Raw genomic sequence first — 14,900 nt, forward strand, 5'->3', positions numbered from 1 at the left:
AAGGGGATCGCAATGCGTAAGCAGTGGCTGGGGATCTGCATCGCAGCAAGTTTACTTGCCGCCTGTACAAGTGATGATGGTCAGCAACAGGCAACCGTCGCGCCGCCGCAGCCTGCGGTCTGTAATGGCCCGATTGTTGAAATTAGCGGTGCCGATCCCGTTTATGAACCGCTGAACGCCAGCGTGAATCAGGATTATCAGCGCGACGGTAAAAGCTATAAAATCGTTCAGGATCCTTCCCGTTTCAGCCAGGCCGGCTTTGCTGCCATCTATGACGCTGAGCCAGGCAGCAATCTGACCGCGTCAGGTGAAACCTTCGATCCGATGCAGATCACGGCGGCACACCCGACACTGCCTATTCCAAGCTATGCGCGCATCACTAACCTGGCGAATGGCCGGATGATCGTGGTACGTATCAACGATCGTGGCCCTTACGGCAACGATCGCGTGATCTCCCTGTCACGCGCGGCAGCCGACCGTCTGAATACCTCAAATAATACAAAAGTGCGTATCGACCCGATTATCGTGGCGCAGGATGGTTCGCTGTCTGGCCCGGGCACGGCCTGTACCACGGTCGCGAAACAGACCTACGCCCTGCCCGCGCGCCCGGATCTAAGCGGTGGTATGGGGGGCGCTTCAATGCCAGCAGAGCCCGCGCAGCCGCAGGGTGAAGTGCACGCCATCAGCAACGATACGCTACAAAGTGAAGATGCGACAGGCGCCCCGGTGAAAAGCAGTGGTTTCCTTGGTGCACCCACCACGTTAGCGCCGGGCGTGATTGAATCAAATGAACCTGCCCCAGCGCCTGCGCCCGTTGTTGCTGCACCCGCTACACAACCCGCCCCGGTGACCGCACCGGCTGCTACGCAGACTGCGGCGCCTGCGACGGCGAGCGGCAGCTACGTGGTTCAGGTTGGCGCCGTCAGCGATCGGGCCCGTGCAGAGCAGTATCAGCAGCGTTTAAGCCAGCAGTTTGGCGTGCCAGGCCGCGTTGAGCAAAACGGTGCGGTATGGCGTATCCAGATGGGTCCGTTTGCCAGCAAATCGCAGGCAGCGTCCCTGCAACAGCGTTTGCAGAGCGAGGCTCAGCTCCAGTCGTTTATCGCTGTTGCGAAGTAATTAATCGGTGGTATCCGAAATGTCAGTTTGTGTAAACCACGTTAACACTCTCATGATGAAAGTCGGATGCCTGCCCGTATAGCATTTGCTATAGTAAGGCACTTTTTTTAATTCCATCACGGATGTCGTAGTTCTGACCATGAAGACCACTTTTTCTGCTCGTTTTGTGCAGCGCATGGCGCTGACCACGGCCCTTTGCGCTGCTGCGTTCTCCGCAGCTCACGCGGATGACCTGAACATCAAGACCATGATCCCTGGCGTTCCGCAGATCGACGCGGAATCCTACATCCTGATTGATTACAACTCCGGCAAAGTTCTGGCAGAACAGAACGCCGATGCCCGCCGCGACCCGGCCAGCCTGACCAAAATGATGACCAGCTATGTTATCGGCCAGGCCATGAAAGCGGGTAAATTTAAAGAAACCGATCTGGTGACTATCGGTAACGATGCGTGGGCAACCGGCAACCCGGTGTTCAAAGGTTCATCGCTGATGTTCCTGAAGCCAGGCATGCAGGTTCCGGTCTCTCAGCTTATCCGTGGCATCAACTTGCAGTCCGGTAACGACGCCTGCGTGGCAATGGCCGATTTTGCAGCGGGCAGCCAGGACGCGTTTGTGGGCCTGATGAACAGCTACGTCTCTGCGCTGGGCCTGAAAAACAGCCACTTCCAGACCGTTCACGGCCTGGACGCCGAAGGTCAGTACAGCTCCGCGCGTGACATGGCGCTGATCGGTCAGGCGCTGATCCGCGACGTGCCAAACGAGTACTCTATCTATAAAGAGAAAGAGTTCACCTTCAACGGCATTCGTCAGACCAACCGTAACGGCCTGCTGTGGGACAATAGCCTGAACGTCGACGGCATCAAAACTGGTCACACCGACAAAGCCGGCTATAACCTGGTGGCTTCTGCCACTGAAGGCCAGATGCGTCTGATCTCTGCCGTGATGGGAGGCCGCACGTTTAAAGGACGCGAAACGGAAAGTAAAAAACTGCTGACCTGGGGCTTCCGCTTCTTCGAAACCGTGAATCCGCTGAAAGCCGGTAAAGAATTTGCCTCTGAACCTGTCTGGTTTGGCGATAACGACCGTGCTTCCCTGGGTGTGGACAAAGATCTCTATCTGACGATCCCACGCGGTCGTATGAAAGATCTGAAAGCCAGCTACGTGCTGAATACCACCGAGCTGCACGCCCCGCTGCAAAAGAATCAGGTCGTGGGTACCATCAACTTCCAGCTGGATGGCAAAACCATCGATCAGCGCCCGCTGGTGGTGCTGGAGGAAATTCCTGAAGGCAATTTCTTCGGCAAAATCATTGATTACATTAAGCTGATGTTCCATCACTGGTTTGGTTAAAAATTGAACACTTGAAAGTGTGATTTTGATCCCCATATACTACGTATCAGTAAAACTCCCGCCCCGTGGCGGGAGTTATTATTTTTTATACACACGCCGGAGCTGACATGAAAACCAAACTTAACGAACTGCTTGAATTCCCTACCCCTTTTACTTACAAAGTAATGGGTCTGGCGAAACCTGAGCTGGTTGATCAGGTGGTTGAAGTGGTACAGCGCCATGCGCCGGGCGACTACTCTCCATCAGTCAAACCGAGCAGCAAAGGTAACTACCACTCGGTCTCAATCACCATCACTGCGACACACATTGAGCAGGTTGAGACGCTGTACGAAGAGCTCGGCAATATTGAAATTGTTCGTATGGTGCTGTAGTCCTTCTGCGGTTACCCGGTTTGCCGGGTAACCCACTTCCCCGCTGTGATATACTCCCCGTTACCTATTCTCCCTTGTCTTCGGAGACATCCTTTTGTACCAGGATAAAATTCTTGTCCGCCATCTTGGGCTACAGCCTTACGAGCCTGTCTCTCAGGCTATGCATGACTTTACCGACAGGCGCGATGACACCACGCCTGATGAAATCTGGCTGGTTGAACACCTGCCGGTGTTCACTCAAGGCCAGGCAGGAAAAGCCGAACATTTATTGATGACGGGCGATATCCCGGTGATCCAGAGCGATCGCGGTGGACAGGTGACCTACCACGGCCCGGGCCAGCAGGTGATGTATGTTCTGCTTAACCTGAAACGCAGAAAGCTGGGCGTGCGTGAGCTCGTGACCTTACTGGAGCAAACCGTGGTGAATACGCTGGCTGAGTACGATATTGACGCTCACCCTCGCGCCGATGCCCCGGGCGTTTATGTGGGAGAGATGAAGATCTGTTCGCTGGGGCTGCGTATCCGAAAAGGCTGCTCGTTCCACGGGCTGGCGCTGAATATCAATATGGATTTGGCCCCCTTCCAGCGCATCAACCCATGTGGGTATGCCGGTATGGAAATGACGCAAATGCGCCAGTGGGTCGATACCGCCACGCCTGACAATATCCGGCCCGTGCTTCTGAAGAACTTTTTAGCACTGCTTAACAATCCCACCTACGAATATATTGCTGCTTAACTTACCTTGGGCAGTGGCTCAATTATTTGACCAGCCACTGCTTAATTACCGCATTTACGCTTTACAATAAACCGCATATTCTATATTTTCGAGTCGCCCATATATTAGCGTCACATATTAATTAGAACCTTAATAGAACCATCACCGGGTTTCGTGTAACGTGCGTGACAATCACCCAACTGCTTGTTTTCGATAAATAATGGAAACTTACTAAACACTTTACGAATCTCTGCAAGCATAATAAATAAATTCAACTATCATTCATATTGTGAATGGATACGGAGTAAGAGCGTGGAGCCTACTAATTTACCAGCCAAACGCCTGAATGAAACCAGCGGCGAAGATAAGCCGCAAATTTTTCGGACTTTACGTAATATTGATCTCAATTTATTGACTATTTTTGAGGCGGTATATGTCCATAAAGGTATCGTTAATGCTGCGAAAATTCTTAATCTCACGCCCTCTGCTATTAGCCAGTCAATTCAAAAATTGCGCGCGATATTTCCCGATCCGTTATTTATTCGTAAAGGCCAGGGCGTAACCCCAACCGCGTACGCCACCCATCTGCACGAGTACATCAGCCAGGGTCTGGAATCAATACTGGGCGCGCTGGATCTCACCGGCAGTTACGATAAGCAACGAACTATCACCATAGGCACCTCTCCCTCAGTGGGCGTTCTGGTCATGCCGGCCATCTATCAGGCGGTGAAACAGCATGCGCCACAGTTGCTTATCCGCAACGTGCCCGTCACCGATCCGGAAACACAGCTGGCGCAATTCCAGACGGACCTGATCATCGACGGCAATAGCTTTACGGCCAGAGCGTTAGGGCATAACGTACTTTATACCGACACTCTGGCGCTCGTTTGTCGTCAGGCTCACCCTGCGTTGAGCGCACCTTTGACGCCAGAAAATTTGCGCCATTACGAACATGCGACATTTATGTCCGAAGGACAGGGGCAGGATCCGCTGCGACAACGTATTGACGAACTCTTCCCGGACCGTCCGATCAGCTTTAGCAGTTACAATATGTTTACCCTCGCGGCCCTGATTGGCAGCAGCGACTTGCTCTGTATCATGCCTGTGCGTCTCTTCACTTTGCTTCAAAAGTGCTGGCCACTGGAGAGCATTCCATTAAGTCAACTTACGACGGAATCTATTGAAATCTCACTGCATTACAACAAGCTAAGCCTGCGCGATCCGGTGCTGGAAAACGTCATCAATGTGATCCGCCAGACTTTTTGATCCGCCTTTCAGCGTAAGGCCCTGCCGCATGCGGGGCAAAAGGCACAAAACAACAACTATTTTACAAATTGGCGACCTGGCAGGCTGCTTTACCGCCCCTTTAAATGATATACTGCCTGTCGTTCGTTCAAAAATAGTTGATAATTACAACATTCCCTTGAATTGAAACGCTTTCCTTCGATATTCGCAACTGGAACACGCACGCTATGAGTAAACCCATTGTGATGGAACGCGGTGTTAAATACCGCGATGCCGATAAAATGGCCCTTATCCCGGTTAAAAACGTGGCTACAGAGCGCGAGGCGCTGTTAAGAAAACCGGAATGGATGAAAATTAAACTTCCGGCTGACTCTTCGCGTATTCAGGGGATCAAAGCGGCGATGCGCAAAAATGGCCTCCACTCTGTCTGTGAAGAGGCCTCCTGCCCTAACCTTGCTGAATGTTTCAATCACGGTACCGCGACGTTTATGATTCTGGGTGCCATCTGCACCCGCCGCTGTCCGTTCTGTGACGTTGCTCATGGCCGTCCTGTTGCGCCTGACGCTAACGAACCGCAAAAACTGGCGCAGACCATTGCCGATATGGCGCTGCGTTATGTTGTTATCACCTCCGTTGACCGTGACGATCTGCGCGATGGCGGTGCTCAGCATTTCGCTGACTGCATTACCGCCATCCGCGAAAAAAGCCCGAACATTAAGATTGAGACGCTGGTGCCGGACTTCCGTGGCCGTATGGACCGCGCGCTCGATATCCTGACCGTGACGCCACCAGACGTGTTCAACCACAACCTGGAGAACGTACCGCGTATCTACCGTCAGGTGCGTCCAGGTGCAGATTACAACTGGTCGCTGAAGCTGCTGGAGCGCTTTAAAGAAGCCCATCCGCATATTCCTACCAAGTCTGGCCTGATGGTGGGACTGGGTGAAACCAACGCTGAGATCATTGAAGTGATGCGCGATCTGCGCCGCCACGGCGTCACCATGCTGACGCTGGGGCAGTATCTACAGCCAAGCCGTCACCATCTGCCTGTACAGCGTTACGTGAGTCCGGATGAGTTCGATGAAATGAAAGCCGAAGCGATGGCGATGGGCTTTACCCACGCTGCGTGCGGTCCGTTTGTTCGCTCCTCTTATCACGCCGATATGCAGGCGAAGGGCGAAGAAGTGAAATAAAGCTGTAAAACTTATTTACAGTAAAACAAAAAACCGGCCTCGTGAGCCGGTTTTTTTATGCAAGCCTTGCAGCATTGCCATTACTCTTTGTGTGAAAGCTTCTGTGCTGCGATGTCATCTTCGGCACTTTTCTTCGCTGCCGCGTCGTCATCGTTCATTGCTTTCTTAAAGCCCTTAATGGCAGCACCCAGGTCTCCACCCAGCGTGCGTAACTTCTTGGTACCGAACAGCAGGACGACCAGTGCGGCAACCACCAGCAGTTTGGTAATACTAATCTCACCCATAAATACCTTCTTTACATGAAACAGGCTGCATTCAGCGCCAAAGAAACCTGAACGTATTAACGGTCATCAGGCGCGCGCACACAATAGCAATCTGTAACAAGGTGAATCAAGCATTGTTGAAAAAAACATCATATTAATTGCGGTGGCGCAAACCTGCGGTTGCGCAGAACAGGTAATTGCTGACGCGCAAGCGTTATTCGTGCTGACGTTATCTCCGTCAGCAGTAAAGCAGGCGCTTCCGCCGCCGCGGCTACGGTCACTCCCAGCGGATCGACAACCCTGCTCTGTCCAATATTTTTATTGCCACATTCACCCGCAGCCACTACATAGCAGGTGGTGTCCAGCGCGCGTGCGGCCAGTAGCGTTACCCAGTGATGCTCCTTAAGCGGTCCTCTGACCCACGCGGCGGGCAGAACCAGCACCTCGGCCCCCTGTAGTGCCAGGTTCAGCGCCAGCTCCGGAAAACGGATATCGTAGCAGGTCATCAGGCCAACCTTAAAACCCTCCACCTCAATCAGCGGCGGAATTACACTCCCCGGATCGACCAGTCGCGACTCCTGGACGCTGAACGCATCATACAGATGAAGTTTGGCGTAGCTTGCGACAATAGCGCCTTCACGTATCGCCACCAGCGTGTTCACCGCCCGCCCCGGCGTGGAGGGAACATGGATAGTCAAAATGGTGGTGAGCGCGTTACCGACGCTTTCGGCCAGCAGTCGTTTCAGAAACGCCCCTTCCAGCATTTGCGCAGACTTTACCGACAGGTCCGGATCGCCATCATCGCGCGCCAGTAACGCTTCAGGAAGCACCAGCAGCGCCGCCCCTTTTTGCTTCGCCTGGTTCATCAGGGAGATGCACTTGTCCGCGTTTTCATTCCAGTCCGGCGTCACCGCAAACTGCCCTACTGCAACATACATAATTGTCTCCCGGTTAAAAACAGCGTTACACTCGACGCACTTACACAGCAAATAGCAGGTATTGACAGTGTTACAACTACTTATAGCCGTTTTTATTGGTGGGGGCACGGGTAGCGTTGCGCGCTGGCTCTTAAGCATGCGGTTTAACCCGCTGCATCAGGCCATTCCGATGGGGACACTGGCGGCAAACCTGATCGGGGCATTTATCATCGGGATGGGGCTGGCGTGGTTTAATCGCATGACCAATATCGACCCTATGTGGAAGGTATTGATTACGACCGGTTTCTGCGGCGGTTTAACGACGTTTTCTACCTTCTCTGCGGAGGTGGTGTTTCTGTTTCAGGAAGGCCGGATGGGCTGGGCGCTGACGAACATTGCTGTTAACATGCTTGGCTCGTTTGCGATGACTGCGATCGCATTCTGGTTATTTTCCTCCGCCAGCGGACATTAAGCGCGACAACCTTAATGTTGGCTTAATTTTTGTCTGTCATTCTTGGCTCAATATTGAACGAGGGTGATAGCATGAGAGAGAATCTGTCAGGCGTGGGTATGGTATTGCTAAGCGTCGCGATCGTCGCCAGCTTTCTGAAGATCTATCTTTTTGGTTGATTCATAACGAAAAAAACCCGCTCATTGAGCGGGTTTTGAAATTCTTGCTGACGCGTCTGAATTACAGAGCGATTACGTTAGCAGCAGAAGGGCCTTTGGCACCGTTAGTGATTTCGAACTCTACGCGCTGACCTTCAGCCAGAGTTTTGAAACCATTAGACTGGATTGCAGAGAAGTGTACGAACACGTCTTTGCTGCCATCTTCAGGAGTAATGAAACCGAATCCTTTGGACTCATTAAACCACTTAACGTTACCTTTAATCTTAGACATCAAAATTACCTTTACATTAAAAAACGACACAAATGCTGTGTCGGGTATCAGTACAACAATTGTGAGGCGTTTTGTCCAGCGGATCTTTGATAAAAAGTGACAAAAGTCGCGTTAATTTTCGCTGTCCGATTTTTATCCTTTACATTTCATTGTCTGTGCGTTTTTTGGCCGATTTACCAGGCAAATTCAGTTAAAACTGAAACCGCATCCAGGCAAAGTAAACGTTACCGTTGTTATACGTACCCGGTATGTAGGTCATCTGAAACGTTGCAGGACCATAGCCGATGGAGGCAAGCGGCAACAGTACCGGAACAGGAATGTACTTCCAGTTATCACGCGCCGTAAACCCTGCCGTATAGCCCAGTCCCAGACGGAAGTTGTCGTCTGATAACGGACGCCAGGTTTTTTCCCAGCCGTAGCCACCAATAGGCTCCCATTTATTGTAGGAGTCCTTAAACGCCATCAGGTACAGGCCATGCCAGTTACCTTTTTCATCCCAGCGAGACTGACCGAAACCAGCCCCCCACGGACGCTCGTTATAACGGTCTGTTTTTTCTTTATCGTAGGCAAAACGTGCATGCCACGTAATGGCCGGAATATAGAGATCGTAATGTTCAGGTTCGTTCCATGTTTGCGCAACGTTATCCGTGAAGGTGGTGAACCAGCTTTTATCCGCTGTATTGCTCTGTGCATTAACAGCAGACGCAAATGATAACTGCGCAATAATAAACAATAAAATCAGGGGGAATTTAATTCGTACAATCACAATGCCATTACCATATTTAGTATTCGGTGCAGACCTTAGCACAGAATACTTGAATGAACGCTTAACAGCATGGGTGTTATTCCTAATTACCATCCCGTTCCTGAGAATAGTCTGACGATACATAAACTGCATGCCTGAATAAGCACATGCAGTTGACATTTTTAACGTTGATGTAACAATTTGTAGAGTGCGGGAATAACTAACATCGACAATAACGGTGCAGTAACCATGCCACCAATCATCGGTGCAGCAATACGTTGCATCACCTCCGAGCCACTCCCATTGCCCCACATGATGGGCAGCAGTCCCGCCATAATCGTGGCGACCGTCATCACCTTCGGACGCACGCGCAGCACGGCACCTTCGTGGATCGCACGCAATAGCACCGTATTTCCCCCTTCTGGCTCAAGCCTGTGATATTTATCAAGCGCATGATTCAAATATAGAACCATAATTACGCCGAATTCTGCTGCCACCCCGGAAAGGGCGATAAAGCCAACGGCCCCCGCCACAGACAAATTATATTCAAGCAGCCATAATAACCACACCCCACCAATAAGCGCGAAAGGCAATGTCCCCATTATTATCAGGACATTTGATATCCGCCTGAAGGTTAACCATAAAAGGACGAATATAATCATCAGCGTGACAGGTAAGACTATTTTAAGCGTCGCGGTCGCCCGTTCCAGATATTCAAACTGCCCGGACCAGGAGAGAGATACGCCCTGCGGCAATACCATCTTCTCCTCCACCCGTTTTTGCATTTCATCTACGGCGGACTTCAGATCGCGCCCGCGTAAGTCCACGTAGATCCAGCTGGAAAGGCGCGCGTTTTCACTTTTTAGCATCGGTGGGCCTTCCGTCACGACGATATCGGCCAGTTCCCCCAGCGCCACCTGGCTACCGCTGGCGGTTACTACCGGCAACACCCGCAACGTGTCGACGTTATCACGCAAATCGCGGGGATAACGCAGGTTGATGGGGTACCGCTCGCGTCCCTGGATCACCTCACCAATGTTATCGCCCCCGACCAGCGTGGAGACCAGGCTTTGCAGTTCATCGACGGAAACGCCGTAGCGCGCGGCTTTTTGCCGGTCGATACGAATATCCACGTAGCGCCCGCCTTCCAGTCGCTCCGCCAGCGCCGAGGAGACGCCAGGAACGTCCTTCACCACCTGCTCAATCTGCCGGGCCACGCGCTCAATGTCGGCAATATTATTGCCGTTCACCTTAATGCCGACCGGGCTTTTGATCCCGGTTGCCAGCATGTCCAGACGGTTACGGACAGGGGGCACCCACACATTGGCAATGCCCGGCAGCGACACGGTTTTATCGAGCTCCTCCACCAGCTTTTGCGGCGTCATTCCAGGCCGCCACTGCTCGCGGGGCTTAAAGTGGATAGTTGTTTCCAGCATGGTTAATGGCGCGGGATCGGTTGCCGACTCCGCCCGACCAGCTTTGCCAAACACGCTCGCCACCTCCGGTACGCTTTTGATCAAGCGGTCCGTCTGCTGAAGCAGCCGCGATGCCTCGCGAGCAGAGATCCCCGGCAGCGTGGAGGGCATATAGAGTAAATCCCCTTCATCCAGCGGCGGCATAAACTCACTCCCCAGGCGGCTCAGCGGCCAGAGCGTGGCGATCAGCAGCAGACATGCCAGTGCCAGGGTCGTTTTCGGGAAGGTCAGTACCTTATCAAGCAACGGCTCATACAGGCGGATCAGGAGGCGGTTTATTGGGTTTGCCTTCTCATCCGGGATTTTCCCGCGAATAAAGAAGCCCATTAGCACCGGTACAAGGGTGATCCCAAGCCCGGCGGCCACGGCCATCGACCAGGTTTTGGTGAACGCCAGCGGCGAGAACATTCGCCCCTCCTGCGCTTCCAGCGAAAATACCGGTATAAATGACAGCGTGATGATTAACAGGCTGCAAAACAGCGCCGGTCCCACTTCAACCGCCGCCTTTTCCGCCAGACGCCAGTACTCTCCCGGCGCGGGCTCCTTGTCCGGATTATCATGCCGCCACTGCTCCAGCACCTTGTGCATATTTTCAATCATGACAATTGCCGCATCCACCATCGCTCCGATGGCAATGGCGATCCCGCCGAGCGACATCATATTCGCGTTAATGCCCTGATAGTGCATCACCACAAAAGCCCCGAGGATCCCCAGCGGCAGAGAAACCATCGCCACCAGCGCGGAACGCAGGTGGAACAGGAACAGCGCGCACACCAGTACCACCACGGCAAACTCTTCGAGCAGCTTGTGCGTCAGCGTTTTGACCGACTCCTCAATCAGCGTGGAGCGATCGTAGACCGGAACAATCTCGACGCCCTGCGGCAGCGTTTTTTGCAGCTCGCTCAGTTTCGCTTTTACCGCGCGAAGGGTTTCCAGCGCGTTCTGCCCGTAGCGCATCACGATTACGCCGCCAGCAACCTCCCCTTCACCGTTAAGCTCCGCCACGCCCCGGCGGATCTCCGGGCCAATGCCAATGGTGGCGACATCTTTCAGCAGGACAGGTACGCCATCGCGGGTGGCGATCACCACATTGCGAAAATCCTCCAGCGAGCGCAAATAGCCCGTTGTCCGCACCATATACTCCGCTTCGCCCATCTCCAGCAGGGCGCCGCCGCTCTCTTTATTGGCGGCCTGCACCGCGCCGGATAGCTGGCTGTGGGTAATATTCAGCGCGCGCATTTTCGCCGGGTCCGCCACGATCTGATACTGACGCACCATTCCGCCAATGCTTGCCACTTCAGATACATTCGGTACCGTCTTAAGCTCGAACTTAAGCGTCCAGTCCTGAAGGGCCCGCAGATCTGCCAGGCTGTGTTTTCCACTACGGTCGATCAGCGCATATTCGTAGATCCAGCCGACGCCCGTCGCATCCGGCCCCAGCGACACCTTCACACCCGGCGGAAACTGCGCCTGTACCTGGCTTAAATATTCCAGCACCCGGGATCGCGCCCAGTAGAGATCGGTGCCATCCTCAAACAGCACATACACATAAGCGTCACCAAACATTGAAAAACCGCGCACGGTTTTGGCGCCCGGCACAGACAACATAGAGGTTGTCAGCGGCCAGGTCACCTGATCTTCAATCACCTGCGGCGCTTTCCCGGGGTAACTCGCTTTGATAATGACCTGCACATCAGACAGATCGGGCAACGCGTCCAGCGGCGCGCGCTGCACCGCCCACCAGCCCCAGCTGGCCATCATCAGCGCGGCCAGGATCACCAGCAGGCGGTTACGCAACGAGGCGCGAATCACAGCGGCAATCATGGCGTCACCTCCGGCATCACGCTACGCAGGCTGGCTTCGGAATCAATCAGGAATTGCCCGGACGTCACCACCTTATCGCCCTCTTTGACCCCGGACAGGATCGCCGTCCAGCCCTGCGCCGTCAGGCCGGTTTTCACCGTCACAGGCTGAAAATAACCGTCCCCGGTAGCCAGCAGCAGACGCGCAGACTCTCCGCTGTTAATCACCGCTTCTTCCGGCACCGCCAGCACCGGCGGGCCTTTCAGCTCTTCCGCACACCTGACGGAGAGGTACATGCCCGGCTTCAGCTTATGTGCGGAATTTTCCAGCACGATACGGGCTTTCAGGGTTCGCGTGGCCGCCTCCATCTGCGGCAGCAATTCGCTGACCGTGCCGTGGAACTGCTCCCCCGGCCAGCTTTCTGAGGTTGCTACCACCTTGCTGCCCACCGCCAGAGACTGCGCCTGCGTTTGCGGGTAGTCGACCACCAGCCAGACCGGATCGAGGCTGGCGATCTCAAACAGCGGCGCCGTTGCGGTGATTTGCGCCCCTTCCCGCACGTCCAGCTTCACCACATAGCCCGCCCGGTTGGTGCGCAGAATGAGCGTGGTCTGCGGCTTACCGCTACGCTCCAGCAAACGAATGACCTCTTCTGGCATAAACTGCAACGCCAGCCGCTCGCGTGCGGCGCGGGTCAATGCGGCATCGCCAAGCTGACGAACCGCGAGATACTCCTGCTGGGCGGCGGTCCACTGCGGGATCCACAGTTGCGCCAGCGCCTCTCCGGCTTTTACCTGCTGCTGCGGCGCATTAACAAACAATTTTGACACCACGCCATTGGCCGGGGCTGACAACACCGAGACGTTACGTTCATCCGTTGCAACCGTGGCAAAGGCCGAGAACGGCGAAACCAGCTGGCGCATCTCAACGTTGGCGGTTTTCATCCCCAGGTTTTGCTGCTGTTGAGTGCTGATGGCCACGCCTGACGCCGCCTGCGCTTCATCGGCGTAGCGTGGGACCAGATCCATATCCATAAAAGGGGATTTACCCGGCTTATCGAAGCGCTGACCGGGCACCATGGGGTCGTACCAGTAAAGCACCTTGCGTTCTGAGGGTTGTGAAGCCGCATCCGGCTGATGCGTCTGCTTCTGTCCGACAAAATAGCCGCCAGCGACAGCTATCGTGATGGCAATCGCCATTAACGTTGTTTTTTTCATTGCGCCAGCTCCTGCGGGATCAGCCAGTTCACGGCAGCCCAGGTTCGCGCCATTTCGCGCTCCGCCTGGTTCGCCGCCAGTTCCGTATCCAGTACGCCACGACGCGCCTCCAGCAGGGCCGGAAGCGCCGACTGTCCAGAACGATATTGCGCCGTCAGCACCGCCAGCCGTTGTCGCTGCAACGGTAGTACCTCATCCCGCTGACGCTGCCACACCGTTTGCGCAGCCTGATACTGCGCCACCAGCGTTTGCACCTGGGCAATGTGTTCGCGTTTGAGCAGCGTCAGTTGATCCACCGCCTGCATTGAGCGGGAAACATCGGCGGCGTAATCCTTGTCCTGACGTTTTGACTGGAACAAAGGCAGATCCACGCTGAACATCACGCCAGCCATATCGTCATAGCCTTCGGCGCGGTGGGCGTAATAGACCTCCACATCCACATCGGGTATCGCTGCCACGGCAGATTGCGCTGAACGCGCTTTCGCGGTCTCTGCTTCACGTCGCGCGGCCTCCACTTCCGGGTGTCTGGCAATCCCCTCCTGCAACGTTTTTTCATCGGCAGGAAGGCGCTGATAGCGCGGCAGCGGACCGCGAACCGCCGTAATAGCGTGCCCTGTTAGCTCCAGCAGACGGCTTTGCGCCAGCTGCACATCCCGCTGCGCCAGCGTCTCTTTGTCGCGCATGGCGCTGAGGATCATTTGCAGGGCCAGTACGCTGTCCGGCGTTGCGCCTCCCGCCCCGACGCTCGCCTTCTGCACGCCCCGCTGGCGTTCCGTTTCACGGACCAGCGTTCTGGCTGTTTTCAGCGCCTGCTGTGCCAGCGCCAGATCCAGCCAGGCCTGGGCGGTATCACGCTGAAGCGCGGCACGTACGGCCTCGGATTTTGCCAGCACGCTTCGCGCCTGCGCCTGAAAAGTCTGTGCTTTACGTTCCCGCTTCTCTGAGCTGACGTAGCTTTGCATGATGCCAACCTTCTGCATGGTCATCCCTTCGCGCGTAAGCCGCCGATCGTTGCTGCCCTGTACCGGCACGTTTTCAATACCGAATTTCAGTTTTGGATCAGGTAATTGCGTGGCGGAATCCGCCATCGCATCCAGCGCCTGCGCTTCGTTACGGCTGGCGGAGAGTTCTGCCGAGTAGCGCTGGGCTTCGGTCAGGGTGTGTTCGAGCGTCCACGGCTCCGCCTGCGCGGCGGAGGTTAACAGGCCGAACAACACCCCACCGAGCCACAGACTCAGTGTGTGTTGTTTCATGGTGACCTCGCTTAGCGCGCTGGCGTCAGCGAGATAATCTGGAAACCGTCACCCGCACGCTCAAGCGTGAAGGTCACCTCATCCCCCGGTTTGGCGCCATTCAGCGTGGTGCCGGCAGATAAAGTAAACGGCATGGTCATCGCTGGCCATTTTAGTTCCGGTATGGCCTCGTGACGGAGCATGACGGCATTGTCAGAGATCGACTGAACCACGCCGCGGCCCTGCCAGGTCTGGTTTGCCTGAACGGTATAAGAAGCGAAAGAGATGGACGCGCCAACCAGCGCGGAAAGGAATAGGGTACGCATGATAAAACTCCTGTTAAACGTTAAGTA

15 protein-coding genes are annotated in these 14,900 nt (G+C 54.6%); 7 read left to right on the top strand and 8 right to left on the bottom strand.

Features of this window, described 5'->3' with window-relative positions:
- Positions 1–12: 12 nt before the first annotated feature.
- The 6 genes from rlpA to lipA all read left to right on the top strand — a co-directional run bounded on the left by rlpA (position 13) and on the right by lipA (position 5,994).
- The gene (gene rlpA / locus SK51_RS20405; protein ID WP_023305687.1) at positions 13–1,119 is read left to right on the top strand and encodes an endolytic peptidoglycan transglycosylase RlpA; all 1,107 of its coding nucleotides are present in this window, start codon (positions 13–15) and stop codon (positions 1,117–1,119) included.
- A gap of 139 nt (positions 1,120–1,258) precedes the next feature.
- Positions 1,259–2,470, top strand: coding sequence for a D-alanyl-D-alanine carboxypeptidase DacA (dacA, locus tag SK51_RS20410; protein WP_003858714.1), 1,212 nt, complete (start codon positions 1,259–1,261; stop codon positions 2,468–2,470).
- A gap of 107 nt (positions 2,471–2,577) precedes the next feature.
- Positions 2,578–2,841 carry a DUF493 family protein YbeD gene (gene ybeD, locus SK51_RS20415; protein ID WP_003858718.1) on the top strand — a complete coding sequence of 88 codons (264 nt, stop codon included), beginning with the start codon at positions 2,578–2,580 and terminating at the stop codon, positions 2,839–2,841.
- 94 nt (positions 2,842–2,935) lie between these two features.
- The gene (gene lipB, locus SK51_RS20420) at positions 2,936–3,577 is read left to right on the top strand and encodes a lipoyl(octanoyl) transferase LipB (protein ID WP_023299587.1); all 642 of its coding nucleotides are present in this window, start codon (positions 2,936–2,938) and stop codon (positions 3,575–3,577) included.
- A 291-nt stretch (positions 3,578–3,868) separates the two neighbouring features.
- The gene (locus tag SK51_RS20425; protein WP_022647425.1) at positions 3,869–4,822 is read left to right on the top strand and encodes a YbeF family transcriptional regulator; all 954 of its coding nucleotides are present in this window, start codon (positions 3,869–3,871) and stop codon (positions 4,820–4,822) included.
- A gap of 206 nt (positions 4,823–5,028) precedes the next feature.
- On the top strand, positions 5,029–5,994 hold the full coding sequence (lipA, locus tag SK51_RS20430; protein WP_023305686.1) for a lipoyl synthase: 966 nt from the start codon (positions 5,029–5,031) through the stop codon (positions 5,992–5,994).
- Positions 5,995–6,074: 80 nt separating this feature from the next.
- Here the strand turns inward: lipA and tatE are convergent, their stop codons facing one another.
- Positions 6,075–6,278 carry a twin-arginine translocase subunit TatE gene (gene tatE, locus SK51_RS20435; protein WP_022647424.1) on the bottom strand — a complete coding sequence of 68 codons (204 nt, stop codon included), beginning with the start codon at positions 6,276–6,278 and terminating at the stop codon, positions 6,075–6,077.
- Positions 6,279–6,406: 128 nt separating this feature from the next.
- A complete protein-coding gene (locus SK51_RS20440; protein ID WP_022647423.1) occupies positions 6,407–7,195 on the bottom strand; it encodes a deaminated glutathione amidase in 789 nt (262 codons plus the stop codon).
- Positions 7,196–7,262: 67 nt separating this feature from the next.
- On the opposite strand from SK51_RS20440, the gene crcB reads away from it, so the two are divergent.
- Positions 7,263–7,646: a fluoride efflux transporter CrcB gene (gene crcB / locus SK51_RS20445; RefSeq protein ID WP_017382474.1), complete on the top strand. Its 384-nt coding sequence runs from the start codon at positions 7,263–7,265 to the stop codon at positions 7,644–7,646.
- A 219-nt stretch (positions 7,647–7,865) separates the two neighbouring features.
- On the opposite strand, the gene cspE is transcribed toward crcB, so the two are convergent.
- From cspE to SK51_RS20475, 6 genes are all read right to left on the bottom strand, one after another.
- A complete protein-coding gene (gene cspE, locus SK51_RS20450; RefSeq protein WP_002439184.1) occupies positions 7,866–8,075 on the bottom strand; it encodes a transcription antiterminator/RNA stability regulator CspE in 210 nt (69 codons plus the stop codon).
- 190 nt (positions 8,076–8,265) lie between these two features.
- Entirely contained in the window at positions 8,266–8,841 is a 576-nt protein-coding gene (gene pagP / locus SK51_RS20455) for a lipid IV(A) palmitoyltransferase PagP (protein WP_032621658.1), read from the bottom strand.
- Between the two features lie 161 nt (positions 8,842–9,002).
- Positions 9,003–12,119 (bottom strand): efflux RND transporter permease subunit, encoded by a 3,117-nt coding sequence (locus tag SK51_RS20460; RefSeq protein ID WP_032676365.1) that lies wholly within the window; start codon positions 12,117–12,119, stop codon positions 9,003–9,005.
- On the bottom strand, positions 12,116–13,315 hold the full coding sequence (locus tag SK51_RS20465) for an efflux RND transporter periplasmic adaptor subunit (RefSeq protein ID WP_023305684.1): 1,200 nt from the start codon (positions 13,313–13,315) through the stop codon (positions 12,116–12,118). The genes SK51_RS20460 and SK51_RS20465 overlap by 4 nt, the downstream gene beginning before the upstream one ends.
- Positions 13,312–14,568, bottom strand: a complete 1,257-nt coding sequence (locus SK51_RS20470; RefSeq protein WP_023305683.1) for a TolC family protein — start codon at positions 14,566–14,568, stop codon at positions 13,312–13,314. The genes SK51_RS20465 and SK51_RS20470 overlap by 4 nt, the downstream gene beginning before the upstream one ends.
- Positions 14,569–14,579: 11 nt before the next feature.
- Positions 14,580–14,873: a copper-binding protein gene (locus tag SK51_RS20475; protein WP_022647418.1), complete on the bottom strand. Its 294-nt coding sequence runs from the start codon at positions 14,871–14,873 to the stop codon at positions 14,580–14,582.
- Positions 14,874–14,900 lie beyond the last annotated feature (27 nt).

The organism is Enterobacter sp. MGH85, assembly GCF_001037655.1.
GTDB classification, from domain to species: domain Bacteria; phylum Pseudomonadota; class Gammaproteobacteria; order Enterobacterales; family Enterobacteriaceae; genus Enterobacter; species Enterobacter intestinihominis.

Excerpts from the sequence above, each read along its gene's own strand:
- rlpA (WP_023305687.1), top strand. The coding sequence starts at position 13 with ATGCGTAAGCAGTGGCTGGGGATCTGCATCGCAGCAAGTTTACTTGCC.
- dacA (WP_003858714.1), top strand. The coding sequence starts at position 1,259 with ATGAAGACCACTTTTTCTGCTCGTTTTGTGCAGCGCATGGCGCTGACC.
- ybeD (WP_003858718.1), top strand. The coding sequence starts at position 2,578 with ATGAAAACCAAACTTAACGAACTGCTTGAATTCCCTACCCCTTTTACT.
- lipA (WP_023305686.1), top strand. The coding sequence starts at position 5,029 with ATGAGTAAACCCATTGTGATGGAACGCGGTGTTAAATACCGCGATGCC.
- tatE (WP_022647424.1), bottom strand. The coding sequence starts at position 6,278 with ATGGGTGAGATTAGTATTACCAAACTGCTGGTGGTTGCCGCACTGGTC.
- SK51_RS20440 (WP_022647423.1), bottom strand. The coding sequence starts at position 7,195 with ATGTATGTTGCAGTAGGGCAGTTTGCGGTGACGCCGGACTGGAATGAA.
- cspE (WP_002439184.1), bottom strand. The coding sequence starts at position 8,075 with ATGTCTAAGATTAAAGGTAACGTTAAGTGGTTTAATGAGTCCAAAGGA.
- SK51_RS20460 (WP_032676365.1), bottom strand. The coding sequence starts at position 12,119 with ATGATTGCCGCTGTGATTCGCGCCTCGTTGCGTAACCGCCTGCTGGTG.
- SK51_RS20465 (WP_023305684.1), bottom strand. The coding sequence starts at position 13,315 with ATGAAAAAAACAACGTTAATGGCGATTGCCATCACGATAGCTGTCGCT.
- SK51_RS20470 (WP_023305683.1), bottom strand. The coding sequence starts at position 14,568 with ATGAAACAACACACACTGAGTCTGTGGCTCGGTGGGGTGTTGTTCGGC.
- SK51_RS20475 (WP_022647418.1), bottom strand. The coding sequence starts at position 14,873 with ATGCGTACCCTATTCCTTTCCGCGCTGGTTGGCGCGTCCATCTCTTTC.